This is a genomic window from Hominimerdicola aceti (assembly GCF_025567495.1).
GTDB lineage: Bacteria > Bacillota > Clostridia > Oscillospirales > Ruminococcaceae > Hominimerdicola > Hominimerdicola aceti.
Genome location: NZ_JAOQJZ010000009.1, coordinates 1 through 16126, shown reverse-complemented (window position 1 = coordinate 16126; position 16126 = coordinate 1). Strand labels below are relative to the sequence as shown.

Below are 16126 nucleotides of genomic sequence, written 5' to 3'. Positions count from 1 at the left end.
ATTTTTCCTATCTATTAATCCTCGACCTCAGAAACAGAAGACGTGTCAGTGTCCGTCTTGCTGTCCTTGTCTTTATTATCAGAAGCCTTGCCACCCAGATACTTTTCATAAATAGCTATCTGATCCTCAACAGACTTCAGCTCATCCTTAGACTTTGTTGTAACACAAATATATTTGTGTCCGTTATCATCAAGTATAGTTGAAAGGGTGTACTTTGCTTCGTCGGTAAAGCCTGTCTTTCCGCCCTCGATGCTTATACCGTCGTCAGCCTCGCCGTCACCGTCACAATCCACATAGTAGCCCTCAATTCTCTGTGCAACGATGCTTGTAAGCTCGATACCGTCCTTGTGCTGTTTTGTCTTTGAAGTTGTGTACTTTGTTGCTGTAAGCACTTCACGGCAAGTTTCGTTATCCATAGCCGCCTTTGTGATAACTGCGATATCCTGCGCTGTGGAATAATGATTTTTGTTGTGCAGACCGCTTGCATTCACAAACTTCGTGCCGGTAAGACCAAGCTCCTGGATCTTAGCGTTCATAAGCTCAACGAACTTCTCTTCTGAGCCTGCAACTGCGTTTGCAAGACCTGTTGTGCCGTCAGCACCGCTCACAAGGATAGCTGAATAAAGCAGGTCTTTCATTGTAACAGTTTCCCCGGCTTCAAAGCCTGCTCTTGATGCGTTGTCCTCGATAAGAGGGTCGATATCATCGCTTGTGAACTTATATGTAGCGTCCATATCCTGAATATTCTCTGCGGCTACAAGAAGCGTAAGCATCTTTGTAAGAGAAGCAGGATATACCTTTTTCTCGTAATTATAACCTGCAACTATCTCATTAGTGTCAGCGTCAACAAGTATAGCTGAGTTTGCTGTCATACCCTTTATATTTATATCCTGATAATTTGCAGACTTCACAGGATAATTGCTCACAGGCTCTTCCACAACTGATGAAAGGTCGTCAACCTCTGAAACCTCCTCAGAAGAGCTTTCCTCAGGTTTGCTGTTCACCTTAACAACCGCGTCTGCCACCTTGCTTGCCTGAATGGTATATCTTCCTGTTACCACCAATGCCGCTGAACCAACAGCCACAAGCATTATAACTATAAGCACAGCAACTATAGCTGCACCGCCCTTTTTGTTTGTCCTCTTCATTTTTACAACAATTCCTTTCCTAGTGCTTATACTGCACCTATCTCCTCTTTTTCTTCCTTATGACCATATTTCGCTTCATACTCGTTAAGAGTATCGTGACAATATTTAAGTATATCTCTTCTCGTCACAATACCTATAAAAACTTCCCTGTCATCAATAACAGGCACAAAGTTCTGATCCATTGAAAGAAGTATCAGATCCTCGATAGTAGAATAAACATAGACGGGTTTCATTCTAACACGTCTTGTTATCTCACTTATCCTATATTTCTCCAGCTCACGCATATCCTGAATGCCATTATTGAGCATGAACCACAGAAAGTCGCCCTCTGCAAGGGTCTTTACATATCTGCCCTCACGGTCGATAACAGGCACAGCGGTAAAGCTGTGATTTTTCATTTTCTCAAGGGCCTGCCTTGCTGTGTTGTCATCATAGACAAAATCCACGCAAGCCTTCGGCTTCAAAAACTTTAGTATATTCATTTATATATATCCTCTTGTAAGCATACGTTTTTATGCGGTAAAGACCGCACCTATAATTATACCAAAAAAACGCATACAAGTAAAGCATAGAGAGGGCATTTTCCGCCCTGCGTTTTCAACAAATCTCCACGCTGAAATTGTGCATTTTGACTTACTGCTGTGCAGACTTGTAGCCGTATGTGTAAACAAGGCTCACAAAGCTGTCATAGGATATAGTCTTAAGATCGTCCGTCTGATATCCCCCTGCACTGAGATCGTCTGTTGTAACGCCTGCTTTGTTTAAGATACCCTGACAATAGCCAAGCCTCTGATCCTCTGACATACTGTCAAAGTCCACAAGACTTGTCGCCTGAGATACGTCAAACAGGCTGTCGTCAGCTTCCCCCGAAAGCTCGTCAACAGTGTATTCTGAAACTGTATCATCTGAGCCTTCAATGGTAAAGGTCTGCGTGTATTTTTTTAAGCTTCCGTCAGATTTATCAAAATACAGGTCGATAGCAGTAATGTATGTGTCGCCCGTATAAGTGTACTCCTCGATATCGAAATCATCAGCCTCATCACTGTTTATATGGCCATAGGTTCTCGGCAGGTTTTGCTTGACTATGCTTTCAAGGACGCCGTCAAGCTCCGTCACGTCTGACTTGTGATAAACACCGGTCACGTTATCGTAATCATATCCTGCTCCGTCAACATAGATAAATCCGCTGGTACCTATATCCGATGTGACTTTCAGATAGATGTTTCCGCCCTTTTTGGCTCTTACTACCTCCTGCTTTGAGCCGTCGGCCTCTGTGCAGGTCGTTTTCAGAGTGTAGTCACCGTCAAAGATCGCAGCAGTTTTTGTAATAAGCTCACCCTGCTCGTTCAATACCTTACTATCCGCATCACTCTCGTCACCCTTGCTGTCCTCAGACTTTGCGCTGTCGGCATTGTCGGCTGTTGAAACGTTCGCCTTGCTCTCTGTGGCAGAAGAGCTGTCCTTACTATCCTTTGAACAGCCCGCTGCACACAAGCATACCACGCAAGCGCAGAGAGCCGCACATATTTTCTTTATATCCATATGTAAATATCCTTTCAGACCATGTACTATATTTCTTTTTCAAGACAATACTGCTCTTAACATTATACACCCCTTAAACTTTTATGTCAAGAGATAAGGCATAGCGTAAAGATCGGTGAGTTATTTGCTATTTTACCTTATTTACGCACATAAAAATCACAAAAATCCCCTATCAATGTATACTGTGAGTTCATGCTTTTTTCACAAAAGTCTGATATAATATTTGGGTATTCTGACGAAAGAACACCTAAAGAAGAAAAATATATGTGAAAGAGGAAGTAAAAATGGAAGCAGGTCTGATAATCGGAAACCAAATAATAATAATGTTCATCATCCTTATTATAGGCGCATTTTGCTATTTAAAAGGGATAATCACAAAGGACGGTACAAAACAGTTGTCCTCATTCGCACTGAATATAATCAATCCTGTGCTTATATTCATGTCCTATCAGTCAAAATATGACAAGACCCTTGTGCATGGATTGCTGTGGTCTTTTCTGCTGTCAGCGATATCCTATGCAGTGACTATCTTGCTCACCTATGTTCTTATAAGAAAAAAGACTCCCGACCTTGCGGTGGAGCGTGTTTCGTCAATATATTCAAACTGTGCATTCATGTGCATACCACTTATAAACGGCATTTACGGCTCAGAGGGCGTTTTGTATCTTACAGCGTATCTTACGTTCTTCAACGTCCTTATCTGGACGCACGGACTTATGACAATGAAAGGCGAGCGTGACTTTTCTTCTCTTGTGAAAGCCCTTATCTCACCGTCAGTTATAGCCGTTGTGGTCGGTCTTATTTGCTATCTTACAAATATCAGACTGCCGAAAGTTCCTGCAACAGCTTTGCAGTACATAGCAGATATGAACACACCTATCGCCATGGTGATAGCAGGTGCAACAGCCGCACAGACCAACGTTTTGAAAGCCCTTCAAAACCGCCGTATCTACTACGTTTCACTGTGCAAGCTCATAATACTCCCTGTGGCAGGCTTCTTTGCAGCGTGGATACTTGATCCTCCTCCGATAGTTCTTATGACAGTTACCATAGCCGCCGCCTGCCCTGCTGCGACCATGTGTACAATGTTCGCTGTAAACCTTGACAAGGACCCTAAAACAGCCTCAGAGATCTTTACAGTCACCACTATTCTCAGTGCTGTAACTCTGCCGCTTATAACTATCTTTGCCGACAGAATTACATATCACATTTAAAGTCAGCCTAAGCAAACATATCCATATAAACAAAAAGACCTGTCAGCATTTCGCTGCACAGGCTGTGAAAAGATAAACAAGCTACGCTCTGCAATGCTTTCCGAAAACCTCGGAGAGCATTTTTTTATCACTCTTTTTGCTGCACCGCAGGTAATTCTATAAAAAGCCTGCCGCACACACTGATCCCCTTCATGACAACACCGTTCAAAAGATTTCAAACGTCTTGCCTTTATAATTTTTTATCCACCCATAGTATACACCTTACTTCATCGGTGCCTCGGATAATAAAAGTATAACATATAATTAATTCACTGTCAATATTTCTTTGAACAAATAGCATATAAATTGTATATTTCAATAAAACAACCAGAAAATTTATAGCGTTTTACACAAAATTGTCAGAAAGCATTCTCAAACAAGACACAATTTCTCCGCTATTTTACTTTTTTCTGCAAAATATTATCCTCCGCCCTCATAAAAAATCTGTATACATCTCCAAGAGAAGCAAGGTCACTGCATACTGTGTCCAGCAAGTTCACGTTGAAAAGCAGCTTAGGGTCTTCACTGTCAAAGCTTACGCCTATGTCCTTTTTGTTGAGCCACAAAGCGTCCTCACGGCTGGCATTTGGAAAATGGTCACGCTTATACTCGTCACCGAACAAAACGAACTTGCTGTTGTCTTTCAGCGCCTTGTAAGCCTTTTTATATTCCTGCGCACCTGCAAGTATCATCGCCCTCATTTCGTCCATGCTTTCTCTGTCGGTTTTGTAATATCCACAACCATAGCCGAAACCGTGGGTAGAGATATAGAAATAAAACTCAGGCATGGGGTGATATTCGCTTTTGTCGCGCTGGCATTTCAAAGAACACCACACGCTCTCTCTGAATATCGGTCCGCCCTTGTTGTAACGTGCGTCTTTGTAAAGCCTTGATATCTTTTTCGGGTTGCATACTATCCTGCTGTCAATATCGTTCATTATAGGCGTGAGCGCAGTGATAAGCTCCGCAAAAGGCTCTTCTATGAGCCTGTGATAATCCGCCTTATGCTCCTTGAACCAATCCTTACTATCTCTCGTATGATTTTCAAACAAAAAGCCGATAGCCTCTTCACTAAATAGCATTTTTCTCTCTCCTTGATGTTTCTAAACTTATTATAGTATATCACGATTTGCATTTTTAATCAAGAAAAAAGAGCCTGCCAAAGCAAGCTCTCTTCCAAATGGATTTTATGAATGAAGTCCCATTTCGTAAGCGGTTTTCATGTGTGCACTGCTCTGCACTTCGCCCTTGTCCCACACGCCTGTGCCGTAAAGGATACCCTTTTCAACAGCCCCGTCAAGACAGTCAAGAGTAAATCCCCTTATGCTCTCAACTGTCTTTTCAAGGTTAGCGGCATTGGTATCAGCCGCAGTGAGTATATAATACACTTCTTTATTTACCATTTCAGTGTATCTCGGCACTGTTCTGTCAATGAGTGTCTTGAGCTGGGCGTCCATGGTGTAGAAATAAACAGGCGTTGCAAAAACGATAACGTCAGCGTTCACCATTTTGTCCATTATCTCCGCCATATCGTCTTTCTGCACGCACTTGTGAGTGCTGTTGCAAACGCCGCAGCCTGTGCAGTAGTTCACCTTAAAGTTCCTGAGAAATATTTTTTCCGCCTTGTGTCCTGCCTGCTGTGCACCCTTTATGAACTCATCGCAAAGCACGTCGGAATTTCCGCCCTTTCTAGGGCTTGCGGATATAACAAGTATATTTTTCATATTGTCACCTCAAAGATCAAAGAGTTTTTATAACGTCCTCAGCTATCTGCTCAGGGGTAAGATGATTTTCTTTCAGCACCTCGGCAGGATCATAGCGGTCATAGAACTTCTTTTCAAGACCAAAGCAAAGGGTCTTTACATCACTGTCGCCGTAAAATCTTGCTATCTTCTCGCCAAAGCCGCCCTCAAGAACGCCGTCCTCAAGAGTGATAACGGTCTTGTGGTCAGCCTTAAGGCTTTCAAGCATTTCCTTGTCAATGCCTGTGATGTAGTAAGGGTTTATTACAGTAGCCTTGACACCTGTTTTTTCCTCGATAAGCTTTGCAGCCTCAACGCCCAAGCCGTAGAATGAACCCAGTGCGATAACAGCAACCTGACTGCCCTTCTGTGTCATCTCATACTTGTTGAGCTTTGAAAGATCCTTTGTGAAAGGCTTGCCATCTGAAACAAGGCTTGCAGGAACTCTTATTGCAACAGGGTGTTCGTTCTGTTCAAGGGACCAATCCAGCATTGCAAGATATTCTTCCTTTGTTACAGGTGCAAGATAAACAAGCTCAGGGATATTTGATATCATCGGTATATCGTAAATTCCAAGGTGAGTAACGTCACTCATGCCGTAAACCGAAGCCGCAAAAACAGCTATTGTAACAGGACTTTTATTTATGCAAACGTCCTGAGAAAGCTGGTCGTAGGCACGCTGTATAAACGAGCTGTAAACACCGTAGAAAGGCTTTCCTCCGTTCTTTGCTATACCTGAGGCAAGTGCCATTGCGTGTTCCTCCGCAATGCCCACGTCCATAAACTGCTTGCCTGCTTTCTTTCTGACATCAGGAGTGAAGCCGAAAACCGTCGGAGTAGCGGAGGTTATAGCACACACGGACTTGTCAGCCTGCATTTTCTCAAGGAGATAATTGCAGGTAACAGTTCTGTAATCCTCGCCCTCAGGATTGTAAAGGGACTTGCCTGTTTCAGGGTCGAACGGCATATGCCAGTGCCATGTTTCCTTATCCTTTTCCGCAGGAGCATAGCCCTTACCCTTTTGTGTTACAATGTGAACAACAACTGGCTTTTTGCTGTCCTTTACGCCCTCAAAAGCCTCAATAAGCGAAGGAATATCGTTGCCGTCCTTAACGAAAACATAGTCAAGACCCATTGCCTTGAAAAGGTTACATTCAGCCTTGCCCTCGGTATCACGAAGAAGCTTGAGATTTCTGTACATACCGCCGTGGTTTTCTGCGATAGACATATCGTTATCGTTCACAACGATTATGAAGTTTGTATCCATTTCCCCTGCAAAGTCGATACCCTCCAGAGCTTCGCCACCGCTGAGAGAGCCGTCGCCGATAACAGCGATAACATTGCCCTCCTCACCCTTGAGATCTCTGGCCTTTGCAAGACCGCTTGCAAGACTCACAGAAGTGGAAGTATGGCCAACCGTAAACAAGTCATGCTCGCTCTCCTCTGGGTTTGTGTAGCCTGAGATATCATCGAACTTGTCAGCGTCAAGGTAGGACTCCTTTCTGCCTGTGAGAATTTTATGTGGATAGCTTTGATGTGAAACGTCAAAAACTATCTTATCCTTAGGGGACTCAAAAACATAGTGCATTGCGATAGTGGCTTCCACCATGCCGAAGTTAGGGCCAAAATGTCCACCATGCTTGCTGAGCCTGAAAAGCAGAGCCTTTCTCATTTCCTCAGCCAGCGCTGTCATTTCATCAACAGTGAGCTTTTTAACGTCAGCAGGTGAGTTTATTTTTTCAAGATACATTTTCATTTCCTCCTGTTTCACTTATAATTTTTCTTAGCTTTAGCTTACTTATATTGTACCACCTGGAGTTAGCTCTAAGTCAACAGGTTGTAGAGATATTTTACATTTTATTAACAATCAACCTAGCAAAAAAGCACGGTCATGTGCCGTGCTTAGTATATTTCTCTTGAAAAAATTTAATGCTGTGCTATAATTATAGTATCACCAATATCACACCGGAAAGGTCTTGAAAGCATGAAATACAAAGTTATAGACATAAGTGAGGAGGATTACGGCTGCGAGGGTATACCGGAGGACAGCGAACTCATGTGCAGTGTTTTGATCGAAAGCTCTGACGGCACACAAAAATGGTTGAAAATAGCTGACCGATATCTCAGAGAAAACGACATTGATATAGGCAGTGTCATCACTGCAGACTAGCCTGCCTCCCCTGGAATATCACGCATTATCCACGCAAGCTGTTCTTCTGTAGGCTCTTCTATCTCATAGCCGTTGACATTGTCGCCCTTGAAACAGTTTTGATACAGCTCCACCCATGCAAATGTTGACAGTTTGCAATCAGAATAGATTTCTTTTTCACCTTTGTACGGCAGATCTTCAGGATAGCAGGTCTTGATAATAGGATTTCCATAAGGGGTGCAGTCCTCGAACTTATCCTTATCGCTCCCAAAAGTGTCTTTACAGCACACTCCCCTCAATGAGTATCTTGCCACAAGATACTTTTCACCCTCCTCATCAGGGTTCTTTTTAAACGCTATCTGCGCCAGCTCGACAATAGCTTCTGCGGCGTATATAGGATAAGGAATTAAATATCCGTTGTGAAGCTCAAAGATCTTGTCCTCGTAATGAAAAGTCTTTCGCTTTTCGATAGTGCCATATTCTGCATACTGAAAAATGTTCAGCTCAGGGTCATCGGAGTAATAGTCGGTGACAATTTCCCCTGCCTTACTGCGGAAATAGCGTTGTTTCTGCGCTTCAAGCTGGTTCGATTCCACATTTTCATCAGAAAAATAATTGTGTTCAAATTCGTCGATATCCTCAGTAAAAAACGAAGCTGTGCCGCTTGTGCAAGAGGGACAGTTGGCGTCAAACAAGGTTATTTTGTATATCATATGGATTTCCTTTCTTAAAAGCAGTGCCAAGCATTTCGGTACTGCTTTTATTATATTCTATTATGTTCCCATTTGAGGTAAATAAGACTATTTTTCTTTGTCGCAAAGGAGAAAATATTCGCTCATGAGTTTGGCAAGGTGCAACGGCGCAGGCAGGCGGACAGATTGCCTGGAGGGATTTTCAGGCATAAGCTCTCTCAGTAGATTTGCATATCCCACCCACTGCTTAGGGTCGTCCTCCTCCCTGAGTTGCAGAGGATAATATTCCATAAGGGCGCATTCGTCAAAGCTTTTTATTGGATTATCCGCCCTGCAATTTTTATAGCTATTTCTATATTCAATATTGTCAGGGCGTGATTCTATTCCCCAGAAAACATCTTTTCTGCGATAAACTCCCGAAGCCTGCTTAAATTCGCCCTTTGCATTTATTTCAGTATAATAATCAGGCACTTCCAAAGTGCTTACGCCCTCTCTTAAACGGATAATCCTAAGATGAGAGTCTGTAAAAGCTTCCGTTCTTTCAGCATAAGAATTGCCTATCTTTATTTTCTCAGGAATAAAAGCCTTTTTCATATTGTAGCCTGAAATGCTTGTGTCAGATATTCCATGCCACAAATTTCTTGTCAAACCATTGCAAGAAACAAGCACAAGTCCGTCGCTTTCCTTATAAAGATCTCTCAAGCCCAAAAGCTTAGTGACAAATCCACCCCTTGCGACTTGATTGCACTTGTCTACAAAATCGTCCTTTCTTGAAAGCTTTGAAAAAGCAATAAGCGCTTCGGGATAAGAAAGCTCTCTTTCATCAAACAGACCGCACTCGGCTTTTACCTGTCCGCTTCGTGCGTTGAAAGTCACATACGCAGGCAGGCACTTAGCCGTCAACACTGGCGATTTGCTTTCAGCCGCCCACAAAGGTCTTAAAGTCTGATAAGCATACACACCTATCACATCAGCGGCGCAGGCAGGATTTTTCACTGTGTTTCTGTTGTCAGCAAATTCCGTGTATCCAAACTGTCTGAAAATATCCAGCACCGCTCCATGTATCCTGCTTTTTGAAGGCTTATCCTTAGCTTTCTCATCTAAAACGTCAGGGACAATAAACTGCGTAAGTCGGTTTGTGTCCGCAAAACCTGCCCTCAGTGCGGCTTTCGGGTCGCCCTTTTCCCCAGAAGTGTTTTTCAGGATAACCACCGCGCCCTTTATCTCAGCCGACTTCTCAACGCATTCCTGCACCCTTTTTATGCGCAAAAGGTGGTCTTCATAGCTTTTGCCGTTCATCATATCCCCAAGAGAGCCTATACTGCGCTTTTCTATCTCTATTGTCACATCTGAGCCGTCCGTGTCGCCAAAATACTGGCAGATATCCTCCATAATAGCGTTTTTCAAAGGCTCGTCGCTGTCATGACCGTATATCTCGAGAGTGATCTTATCCCTGCCCGTGCAGACTTTCAGCCTTTCTCTGCGCATTTTTTGGATATCAGCCACTTCAAATTGCTTTTTGTCAGGTTTTTTATAATGTATCGCCCGCACAGACTGCACCTCACCCATAGGCTCTGCGATATCTTTCAGAAGCGGCGTCAGCTGATGATAAAACTCACATTTTTCCTTTACTGACACGCCTGTGCCAATTTTCATATTAGTGAAATCCATGCCAAATTTATAAGGCAAAAGTATCTGCGATCTCGCATTTTTGCCCACATAAATTTCAGGGTGTTTAAGCACCTCCTCAGCGGCAGGAAAATTTGAGTTACTATGATACAATCCATAGCAGTTTATGTCAGCATAGTTCCAATCACGAAAATATTCTGTCTTTTCTTTATCAATATTTTTTCGCTGCTGCTTCATTTTCATAACTCTGTATTTATTTTCAGACATTTTCACAAGAGCGTTTATGTTCTCTTTAAGGTATATCTTCTTTTTCCAAGCATTTGAAACAAAGCGTTTCACGCTTGGAAAAACAAGAAGCATACACTCGCGCTGGGGCGGAGTTGTCTGAACTGAAAATTCAAGCCCGTAGGAATAATATTGCTTATCATATTCTATAGGCTGGCTAACAAGCTTTTTTAAGCCACAATTGCTGAACGTAAGCTTCTGACCGAAAAGGGGTATGGTCTTTCCATTAAGAGAGTTCGCCACATACAGTGCAAAGGCGTCAAAGGCATAGTCCACCGCCGCAGTGCCGTCCTCGTTGAAAAGGCATACTTCTTCCGAGGTGATACCATATCTCAGCACATCAGGGCCTATCTCTCTTTTAAACTTTTCTGCTATCGCCTTTGTTTCCGAGGTTGCCTTATCATTCAGCTCATATTCTGCCGTGACCCATATTTTCATTATCTTGCATATCTTATGAACATCAGGCTCGTTCAAAGACACGAACCACCTGCTGTCATCAGAATTTGCTTTCATGTTGCCCACGTTTACAACTTCGTCAAGCCACCCGTTCAGGCATGCTTTCAAACCGAACAGCTTCATATAATACTCCGGATCGTATTTTTTGTAGGCAGAAACTTGCAACTGTATGAGCAGTTCTTTCCAAGGCTTTGGAAAAGCAAGATAATACAGCTTAAAATTCCTCTTCTTCGGAATAAATGTCATCGGATATATCGGCGAATTCATTTTTTTCAACTCCTTTTTTGAATGCTTCATAAAACGGCTGATAAAGCGTTTCTGCTATCTTTCCCGTTTCTTTGTTGTCAATCATGCTGTCAAGATAATCTATAAGCTCGTTTAGTAGGTCGTAGCCCGCAGTATTTTTCTCAGAACGGCGAAAAGCTCCGTCCGCAAAATAAACTCTCGGTGCAGGCTTGCTCTCATCCGTTATCCTGCAAAGCCGTCCGAATATCTGCAAAATAAGCACAAACAAGCTTGCCGTTACGTCAAGCTTCATCACAGGGTCAAGGGAGCTTAACTGCATTTTCCCCTGACGTTCCATGAGCGACCACTGCCTTGTGGCTTCACTGCGAAGCTTTGCCGCCCTGTCAAAAGCGTTTTCCTTCACCGACAGAACACAGTGCCTTTCAAGAAAGCCGTTTAGCTTTGTGCATTTTGAAGATATCTCGTCAGGAACTTCCATTGGGCGCACCAAAAAGAATACGCTTCCAAATGCCGAATGACCGTCCTTGTCAACAATGTTATAACCTCGCTCTATCGCCTGCGCAGGAGCTACCATTATATCAGCCGAATGATCTGAAAAGTCTGCTATCTCGCTCCTGAGTATCATGTTCTCGTCAAATTCATCTGCTTCCCTGCACATACATGCCACCGTCTTTTCATTCGACAAAAGTCTGTTGAGATAATTTGCCGCAGTTTGTGCTTCACTGTAACTGTTCACTATCATAAGCAGTTTTCCCTCAGAGCGAAGCTCTGCTTCTATCGTCCCCATTATCTTTTTTATGACCTCTGTAAGGTTTTCTTCACGTTCTTCACTGCCACTGCCTGAAACCCTTATTGCAGTTCCAAGGTCTATCATTTTCGACTCCGCTATCTTCCTGCGCTTCCACTCCTCCGCTTCAAGAAGATACTTCACAGGCACATTGACGTGATACTGCAAACAGCCGTCCGCCCAGCTTGACCCTGAAAGCATCAGCACATTAGGTCCTGCGGGCTGACCCTCCTCCGTGAGCCGAAGCCAAGGCATACGGTCCATAAGCGCACGTCCGAATGCGTATTGACGGTAAAGAATAAGCCCCTTTTGCGGGTCGTTCTTCATGCCGAAAAGATTACCCATTGCAGATGAAGGGAGAATTTTCTGCTGTGCGGTAAAACGTGTAGACAAAAAGTCAGTAAGCTCCTGCTGTGTTTTCCGCTCATACGGCAAAAACAAATAGGAATCGCTTATCTCCCTGATGTAATTATCGAACGCCGCCACCACAAGATAAAGCTTGATATGGTCAGAAAAAGTCTTGTCAGGCTTACAGTTATTGTCCGTGAGCCAATCATTAAATGCTTCGGATAATTTCTTACTTTCTTTCTGTTGAGATAGTACAAGCATCATCAAATACTCAATATCCTTATCATTATCCATTCCAAGGGTCACACGTCGCATATGAGCCAACGCCTTGTCAGATATATACTTATTGCCCTTATTATCTTTGCAAAGGCTGTTATAAAGTATCTCAGCCGAAAACGTCCTGCTAAGTATGGTCTGCCACTTGCTGCCGTAAGAGTTTATAGCATTTCTAACTGCCATACAAACCCTAACAGAAATAGAAAGCTTATCAACATATTCTTTTTCATTATCGTCCAAGCTCTCAAGTACCTCTGTATCCATATTCATGACTTCACTGCATAAAATCGCCGCATTCTGCCTAAACTTATCAAAGCTTGCTGACGGTGTGAAAAACTCGTCAAGTGTTTTCTGTACCTTGTCACATTCATCAAATATCACAAGGTCAGCTTGCTCCAGCACATATTCCAAAAACAGCTTGTTATCCCCAAGAAGCCTTATTGCCGCAAGCCCCTGCACAGTTGTCACGATAACATTTGACGTATAAACATCTCGGTACATTCTCACCGCAGGGCAAATATCCATATAAGGGCAATTATAGTGCTTTTTATTTTTCATAAGCGACCTGCACGGCTCGTTTCCAAACATTGGAGCAGAACTTTTGTCGCTCTTATTTTTTGCCATGCCGTCGATAATACAAGGGGCAGTGAGATACTTAGAATACTCATTTTGCAAATATTTTTCATGAGCTTTCGCCACCTGATCAATGTATTTTTCACGTCCGCCCCTGCCTATCACAGGTGAAACACTAACTCCAAACTGAGATAAATAAGAACACATCTCCAGCACACTTGAAACAGTGTCAAGCACAAGAACGACCTTTTTATCAGCCTTTGCAAGGTGATAAGACAGCACTTTCATTAGAGTGGATTTTCCTGAACCGACCATGCCCACAAGATTTGTTATCTTGTCGATCTCAAGCCTGTTTGCACTCTTAACATTGCCCTCTGTGACAGCTTTTAGGGTGTTGCTTTTGAGTATAGAATAGCAATAATCATCAGGCTTTTTCTCAGCCATTTCAGCCGCACTTGCAAGCAACTCATCTGTAGAAACACTTATCTTTTTTCTGATTTTCTTAGGCGTAGGACTTACAGGCATTTGCGGTGTGCGGTCAGGTATTTTAACATCAGCGCTATATACAGTGGAGCTTGTCTTGTCCTTAATGCTGTAGCTGTATTCCCCACCTTTTGCGTATCCAAAATGCTTTTCTTCCTTATGGTTTCTGATATAGTCGAAGTAAACATCAACACGGTCAGGCTCAACTGCCAGCTCGGTGTTTCGGGCAAATTTCAAGACCTTGCTGCCCTTTTCGATCTTCTCTGTAAAAATATACAAACAAAACTCAGGCTGAGCATCGCGGTAATTTTCAAGAACCTTTGCCCAATTCATCTTTGAACTGCAAGAATGTAAAAGTCTGTGAACTTTTTGAAGCAGAAAAGCAGTTTCATCGCAAACTACCTCGCCCAAAAGGCTGTAATTATGAAGCAGAAGATACGCCTTTGTGGGGTCGCCCTCGGGCTTGCATTTTTCCAAAATAGCAAGGGTCATTTCCGCCTTGATGAAATCATCAATATTCACAGAAGTTGGAAGATAATTTCTAAGACTTCTTTTGATAGTTTCTAAGCTTGACATCTTCCACCTCTCCTTTCAGCTCTTTTGAAAAAATTCTCATGGAAACGCATTTAGCAATTGAATCAGGAAAATTGCTTGCTAACGCATCATTGCATATCTTGCAATAATCAGGATAATCCGTCAAACAATCGTCAGGCACAACATAAAAGACTTTTTGCGCCTTAGTATGAGTAAAAACATAGTCCTTTTCAATGCTCTTTTTCAGCATATAAGGGTTTCTGTGGGTCTTTGCGTCAATAGCCCAAACCTGCCCGTCAGGCAAAGTTATCTTTACATCATACTTATCTCTGTCAGGCCATAGTTCCGCCCCACATCCACATTTTTCTGCAATTTTCTGTATTTTCAACTCCAACTGCCCAGGCAAACACATATATCTCATAACACCATGCCTAAGCCGCCAATTGCCGTCCTGAAATCTCAATGGCTTCAAATCATCTTTTTTCGGAATATTTTTCAAACAGCTTTTGTTACAGCACTGTGCTTGTGCTCCATAAAAAGTCATTGTCCAGCCGCATTTCGGACAAACATAACTCCCGTTTGGAACATTTTCGTAGGCTTCCGAGAATATCTTATTTATCATCTTAAAGTCTTGACAATGCTCCATTTTAAATTCACTCATTTTTTCAACAGCGCAAATTGGATTTTCCACAATAAACCGACGCACAGCCACATACAATTCGTTGGTAAGGTTAGTCAATAGAGAATAAATGTAACGCTGTTCCAAGTCATTTGCGTAATCTTTCTCTGAATCAGAAATAAGATCAACACAATCGTCGGTAAGAGTATATCGACGATTTTCACTTAACTCTATCAGCGCATTTGTATGATAAAGGTCAAACTTTTCCACACTTTTGACAAAATCACTGTTCCACCTCTCAAACCACGTTTTCACGGGCTTCACAGCATAATTCTCAATAAAAGCACATTCATGGAGATCTGAGAGCATATCATATTGCTCATTCACAGCCGCCAAAGCTGCAAGCCTATTTATCCCAGCAAAAAGCTTGCTACTGTAACTATACTTATCGTTGCACTGCCGTTTCTCATACAGCCCACATGCTATCAATCGTACCATCAAGTCAAAATCCAACTCATTCAAATCTTCCACTCCTTTTACCATATAAATAAAAAAGCCACCTTTTGAAAAACATCAAAAAGCGACCTGATATACCAATTAAAGCAAAACAGATATGAATACCGTTATTGCCTAATGTCAAAATATGATGTTTTTCGTGTACACTCATATCTTAAATCAACATCATAATTTTGTAAATAGTTTTATTTATAAATTGCCAATAATTTGTATCTTTATACGAATTGATACTGCAAAATTTGTAGCAGATAAACAAAAAAAGCCGCAGACAAAACGTCTACGACTTAGAAAACACTCTGGCAGGGGCAGAAGGATTCGAACCCTCGGCACGCGGTTTTGGAGACCGCTGCTCTACCAACTGAGCTATACCCCTAGATAAAAAAATGTGGTGGACCATCAGGGACTCGAACCCCGGACCCACCGGTTATGAGCCGGTTGCTCTAACCAACTGAGCTAATGGTCCACATAGAGCAAAAAAATAGCAAGCTTTTTGAGAAGCTTGCATAACGACCTCACGCAAGCGAGAGGAAATATTGGTGACCCGTGGGAGAATCGAACTCCCGATGCCGGCGTGAGAGGCCGGAGTCTTAACCGCTTGACCAACGGGCCATATAATGCTGAGCTGCAGCATATAAAGAAAAACCGCAGCGAGCAAAAATATATCTGCCCGTTACGGGAAATTTGGTGCACCATCGGGGACTCGAACCCAGGACCCACTGATTAAGAGTCAGTTGCTCTACCATCTGAGCTAATGGTGCATAGGTGTCGGCAGCACCCTATCTTACCGGGACGTTACCATCCAAGTATTTTCGGCGAAGAAGAGCTTAACTACTGTGTTCGGCATGGGA

Annotated in this window: 12 protein-coding genes, 4 tRNA genes and 1 rRNA gene; 2 read left to right on the top strand and 15 right to left on the bottom strand. The window is 42.8% G+C overall.

Annotation, left to right across the window (positions count from 1 at the left end; genetic code table 11):
- Positions 1 to 14 precede the first annotated feature (14 nt).
- From OCV57_RS09355 to OCV57_RS09345, 3 genes are all read right to left on the bottom strand, one after another.
- Complete coding sequence (locus tag OCV57_RS09355) at positions 15 to 1148, bottom strand: D-alanyl-D-alanine carboxypeptidase family protein (RefSeq protein ID WP_118164407.1); 1134 nt, start codon at positions 1146 to 1148, stop codon at positions 15 to 17.
- A 26-nt stretch (positions 1149 to 1174) separates the two neighbouring features.
- Positions 1175 to 1630: a CBS domain-containing protein gene (locus OCV57_RS09350; protein ID WP_022288260.1), complete on the bottom strand. Its 456-nt coding sequence runs from the start codon at positions 1628 to 1630 to the stop codon at positions 1175 to 1177.
- Between the two features lie 151 nt (positions 1631 to 1781).
- Positions 1782 to 2690 carry a hypothetical protein gene (locus OCV57_RS09345; protein ID WP_267301298.1) on the bottom strand — a complete coding sequence of 303 codons (909 nt, stop codon included), beginning with the start codon at positions 2688 to 2690 and terminating at the stop codon, positions 1782 to 1784.
- Positions 2691 to 2974: 284 nt separating this feature from the next.
- Here OCV57_RS09345 and OCV57_RS09340 point away from each other — a divergent pair, with 284 nt between their 5' ends.
- Complete coding sequence (locus OCV57_RS09340; protein ID WP_267301297.1) at positions 2975 to 3904, top strand: AEC family transporter; 930 nt, start codon at positions 2975 to 2977, stop codon at positions 3902 to 3904.
- A 434-nt stretch (positions 3905 to 4338) separates the two neighbouring features.
- Here the strand turns inward: OCV57_RS09340 and OCV57_RS09335 are convergent, their stop codons facing one another.
- The 3 genes from OCV57_RS09335 to OCV57_RS09325 all read right to left on the bottom strand — a co-directional run bounded on the left by OCV57_RS09335 (position 4339) and on the right by OCV57_RS09325 (position 7435).
- Positions 4339 to 5025: a DUF2461 domain-containing protein gene (locus tag OCV57_RS09335; protein WP_256320999.1), complete on the bottom strand. Its 687-nt coding sequence runs from the start codon at positions 5023 to 5025 to the stop codon at positions 4339 to 4341.
- A 105-nt stretch (positions 5026 to 5130) separates the two neighbouring features.
- Positions 5131 to 5667 (bottom strand): flavodoxin family protein, encoded by a 537-nt coding sequence (locus OCV57_RS09330; protein WP_022288256.1) that lies wholly within the window; start codon positions 5665 to 5667, stop codon positions 5131 to 5133.
- Positions 5668 to 5683: 16 nt separating this feature from the next.
- Positions 5684 to 7435, bottom strand: coding sequence for a 1-deoxy-D-xylulose-5-phosphate synthase (locus tag OCV57_RS09325; RefSeq protein WP_267301296.1), 1752 nt, complete (start codon positions 7433 to 7435; stop codon positions 5684 to 5686).
- A 234-nt stretch (positions 7436 to 7669) separates the two neighbouring features.
- Here OCV57_RS09325 and OCV57_RS09320 point away from each other — a divergent pair, with 234 nt between their 5' ends.
- Complete coding sequence (locus OCV57_RS09320) at positions 7670 to 7855, top strand: hypothetical protein (RefSeq protein WP_022288254.1); 186 nt, start codon at positions 7670 to 7672, stop codon at positions 7853 to 7855.
- Here OCV57_RS09320 and OCV57_RS09315 read toward each other — a convergent pair.
- The 9 genes from OCV57_RS09315 to rrf all read right to left on the bottom strand — a co-directional run.
- Complete coding sequence (locus tag OCV57_RS09315) at positions 7852 to 8547, bottom strand: hypothetical protein (RefSeq protein ID WP_022288253.1); 696 nt, start codon at positions 8545 to 8547, stop codon at positions 7852 to 7854. The genes OCV57_RS09320 and OCV57_RS09315 overlap by 4 nt on opposite strands.
- A gap of 87 nt (positions 8548 to 8634) precedes the next feature.
- Positions 8635 to 11163 (bottom strand): pPIWI_RE module domain-containing protein, encoded by a 2529-nt coding sequence (locus OCV57_RS09310; protein ID WP_267301295.1) that lies wholly within the window; start codon positions 11161 to 11163, stop codon positions 8635 to 8637.
- Entirely contained in the window at positions 11111 to 14185 is a 3075-nt protein-coding gene (locus tag OCV57_RS09305; protein ID WP_267301294.1) for a pPIWI_RE_Z domain-containing protein, read from the bottom strand. The genes OCV57_RS09310 and OCV57_RS09305 overlap by 53 nt, the downstream gene beginning before the upstream one ends.
- Positions 14151 to 15284, bottom strand: a complete 1134-nt coding sequence (locus OCV57_RS09300) for a restriction endonuclease-related protein (protein ID WP_267301293.1) — start codon at positions 15282 to 15284, stop codon at positions 14151 to 14153. Before OCV57_RS09300 ends, OCV57_RS09305 begins: the two co-directional genes overlap by 35 nt.
- 291 nt (positions 15285 to 15575) lie before the next feature.
- Positions 15576 to 15651 (bottom strand) — tRNA-Trp (locus OCV57_RS09295).
- Between the two features lie 13 nt (positions 15652 to 15664).
- Positions 15665 to 15741 (bottom strand) — tRNA-Ile (locus OCV57_RS09290).
- A 71-nt stretch (positions 15742 to 15812) separates the two neighbouring features.
- Positions 15813 to 15887 (bottom strand) — tRNA-Glu (locus tag OCV57_RS09285).
- Positions 15888 to 15960: 73 nt separating this feature from the next.
- Positions 15961 to 16036, bottom strand: a tRNA-Lys gene (locus OCV57_RS09280).
- A 5-nt stretch (positions 16037 to 16041) separates the two neighbouring features.
- Positions 16042 to 16126 (bottom strand): 5S ribosomal RNA (gene rrf, locus OCV57_RS14465); the annotation flags it as partial.

What these genes read in the sequence shown, in the direction of transcription:
- OCV57_RS09355 (WP_118164407.1), bottom strand. Translation starts at nt 1,148, where the DNA reads ATGAAGAGGACAAACAAAAAGGGCGGTGCAGCTATAGTTGCTGTGCTT.
- OCV57_RS09350 (WP_022288260.1), bottom strand. Translation starts at nt 1,630, where the DNA reads ATGAATATACTAAAGTTTTTGAAGCCGAAGGCTTGCGTGGATTTTGTC.
- OCV57_RS09345 (WP_267301298.1), bottom strand. Translation starts at nt 2,690, where the DNA reads ATGGATATAAAGAAAATATGTGCGGCTCTCTGCGCTTGCGTGGTATGC.
- OCV57_RS09340 (WP_267301297.1), top strand. Translation starts at nt 2,975, where the DNA reads ATGGAAGCAGGTCTGATAATCGGAAACCAAATAATAATAATGTTCATC.
- OCV57_RS09335 (WP_256320999.1), bottom strand. Translation starts at nt 5,025, where the DNA reads ATGCTATTTAGTGAAGAGGCTATCGGCTTTTTGTTTGAAAATCATACG.
- OCV57_RS09330 (WP_022288256.1), bottom strand. Translation starts at nt 5,667, where the DNA reads ATGAAAAATATACTTGTTATATCCGCAAGCCCTAGAAAGGGCGGAAAT.
- OCV57_RS09325 (WP_267301296.1), bottom strand. Translation starts at nt 7,435, where the DNA reads ATGTATCTTGAAAAAATAAACTCACCTGCTGACGTTAAAAAGCTCACT.
- OCV57_RS09320 (WP_022288254.1), top strand. Translation starts at nt 7,670, where the DNA reads ATGAAATACAAAGTTATAGACATAAGTGAGGAGGATTACGGCTGCGAG.
- OCV57_RS09315 (WP_022288253.1), bottom strand. Translation starts at nt 8,547, where the DNA reads ATGATATACAAAATAACCTTGTTTGACGCCAACTGTCCCTCTTGCACA.
- OCV57_RS09310 (WP_267301295.1), bottom strand. Translation starts at nt 11,163, where the DNA reads ATGAATTCGCCGATATATCCGATGACATTTATTCCGAAGAAGAGGAAT.
- OCV57_RS09305 (WP_267301294.1), bottom strand. Translation starts at nt 14,185, where the DNA reads ATGTCAAGCTTAGAAACTATCAAAAGAAGTCTTAGAAATTATCTTCCA.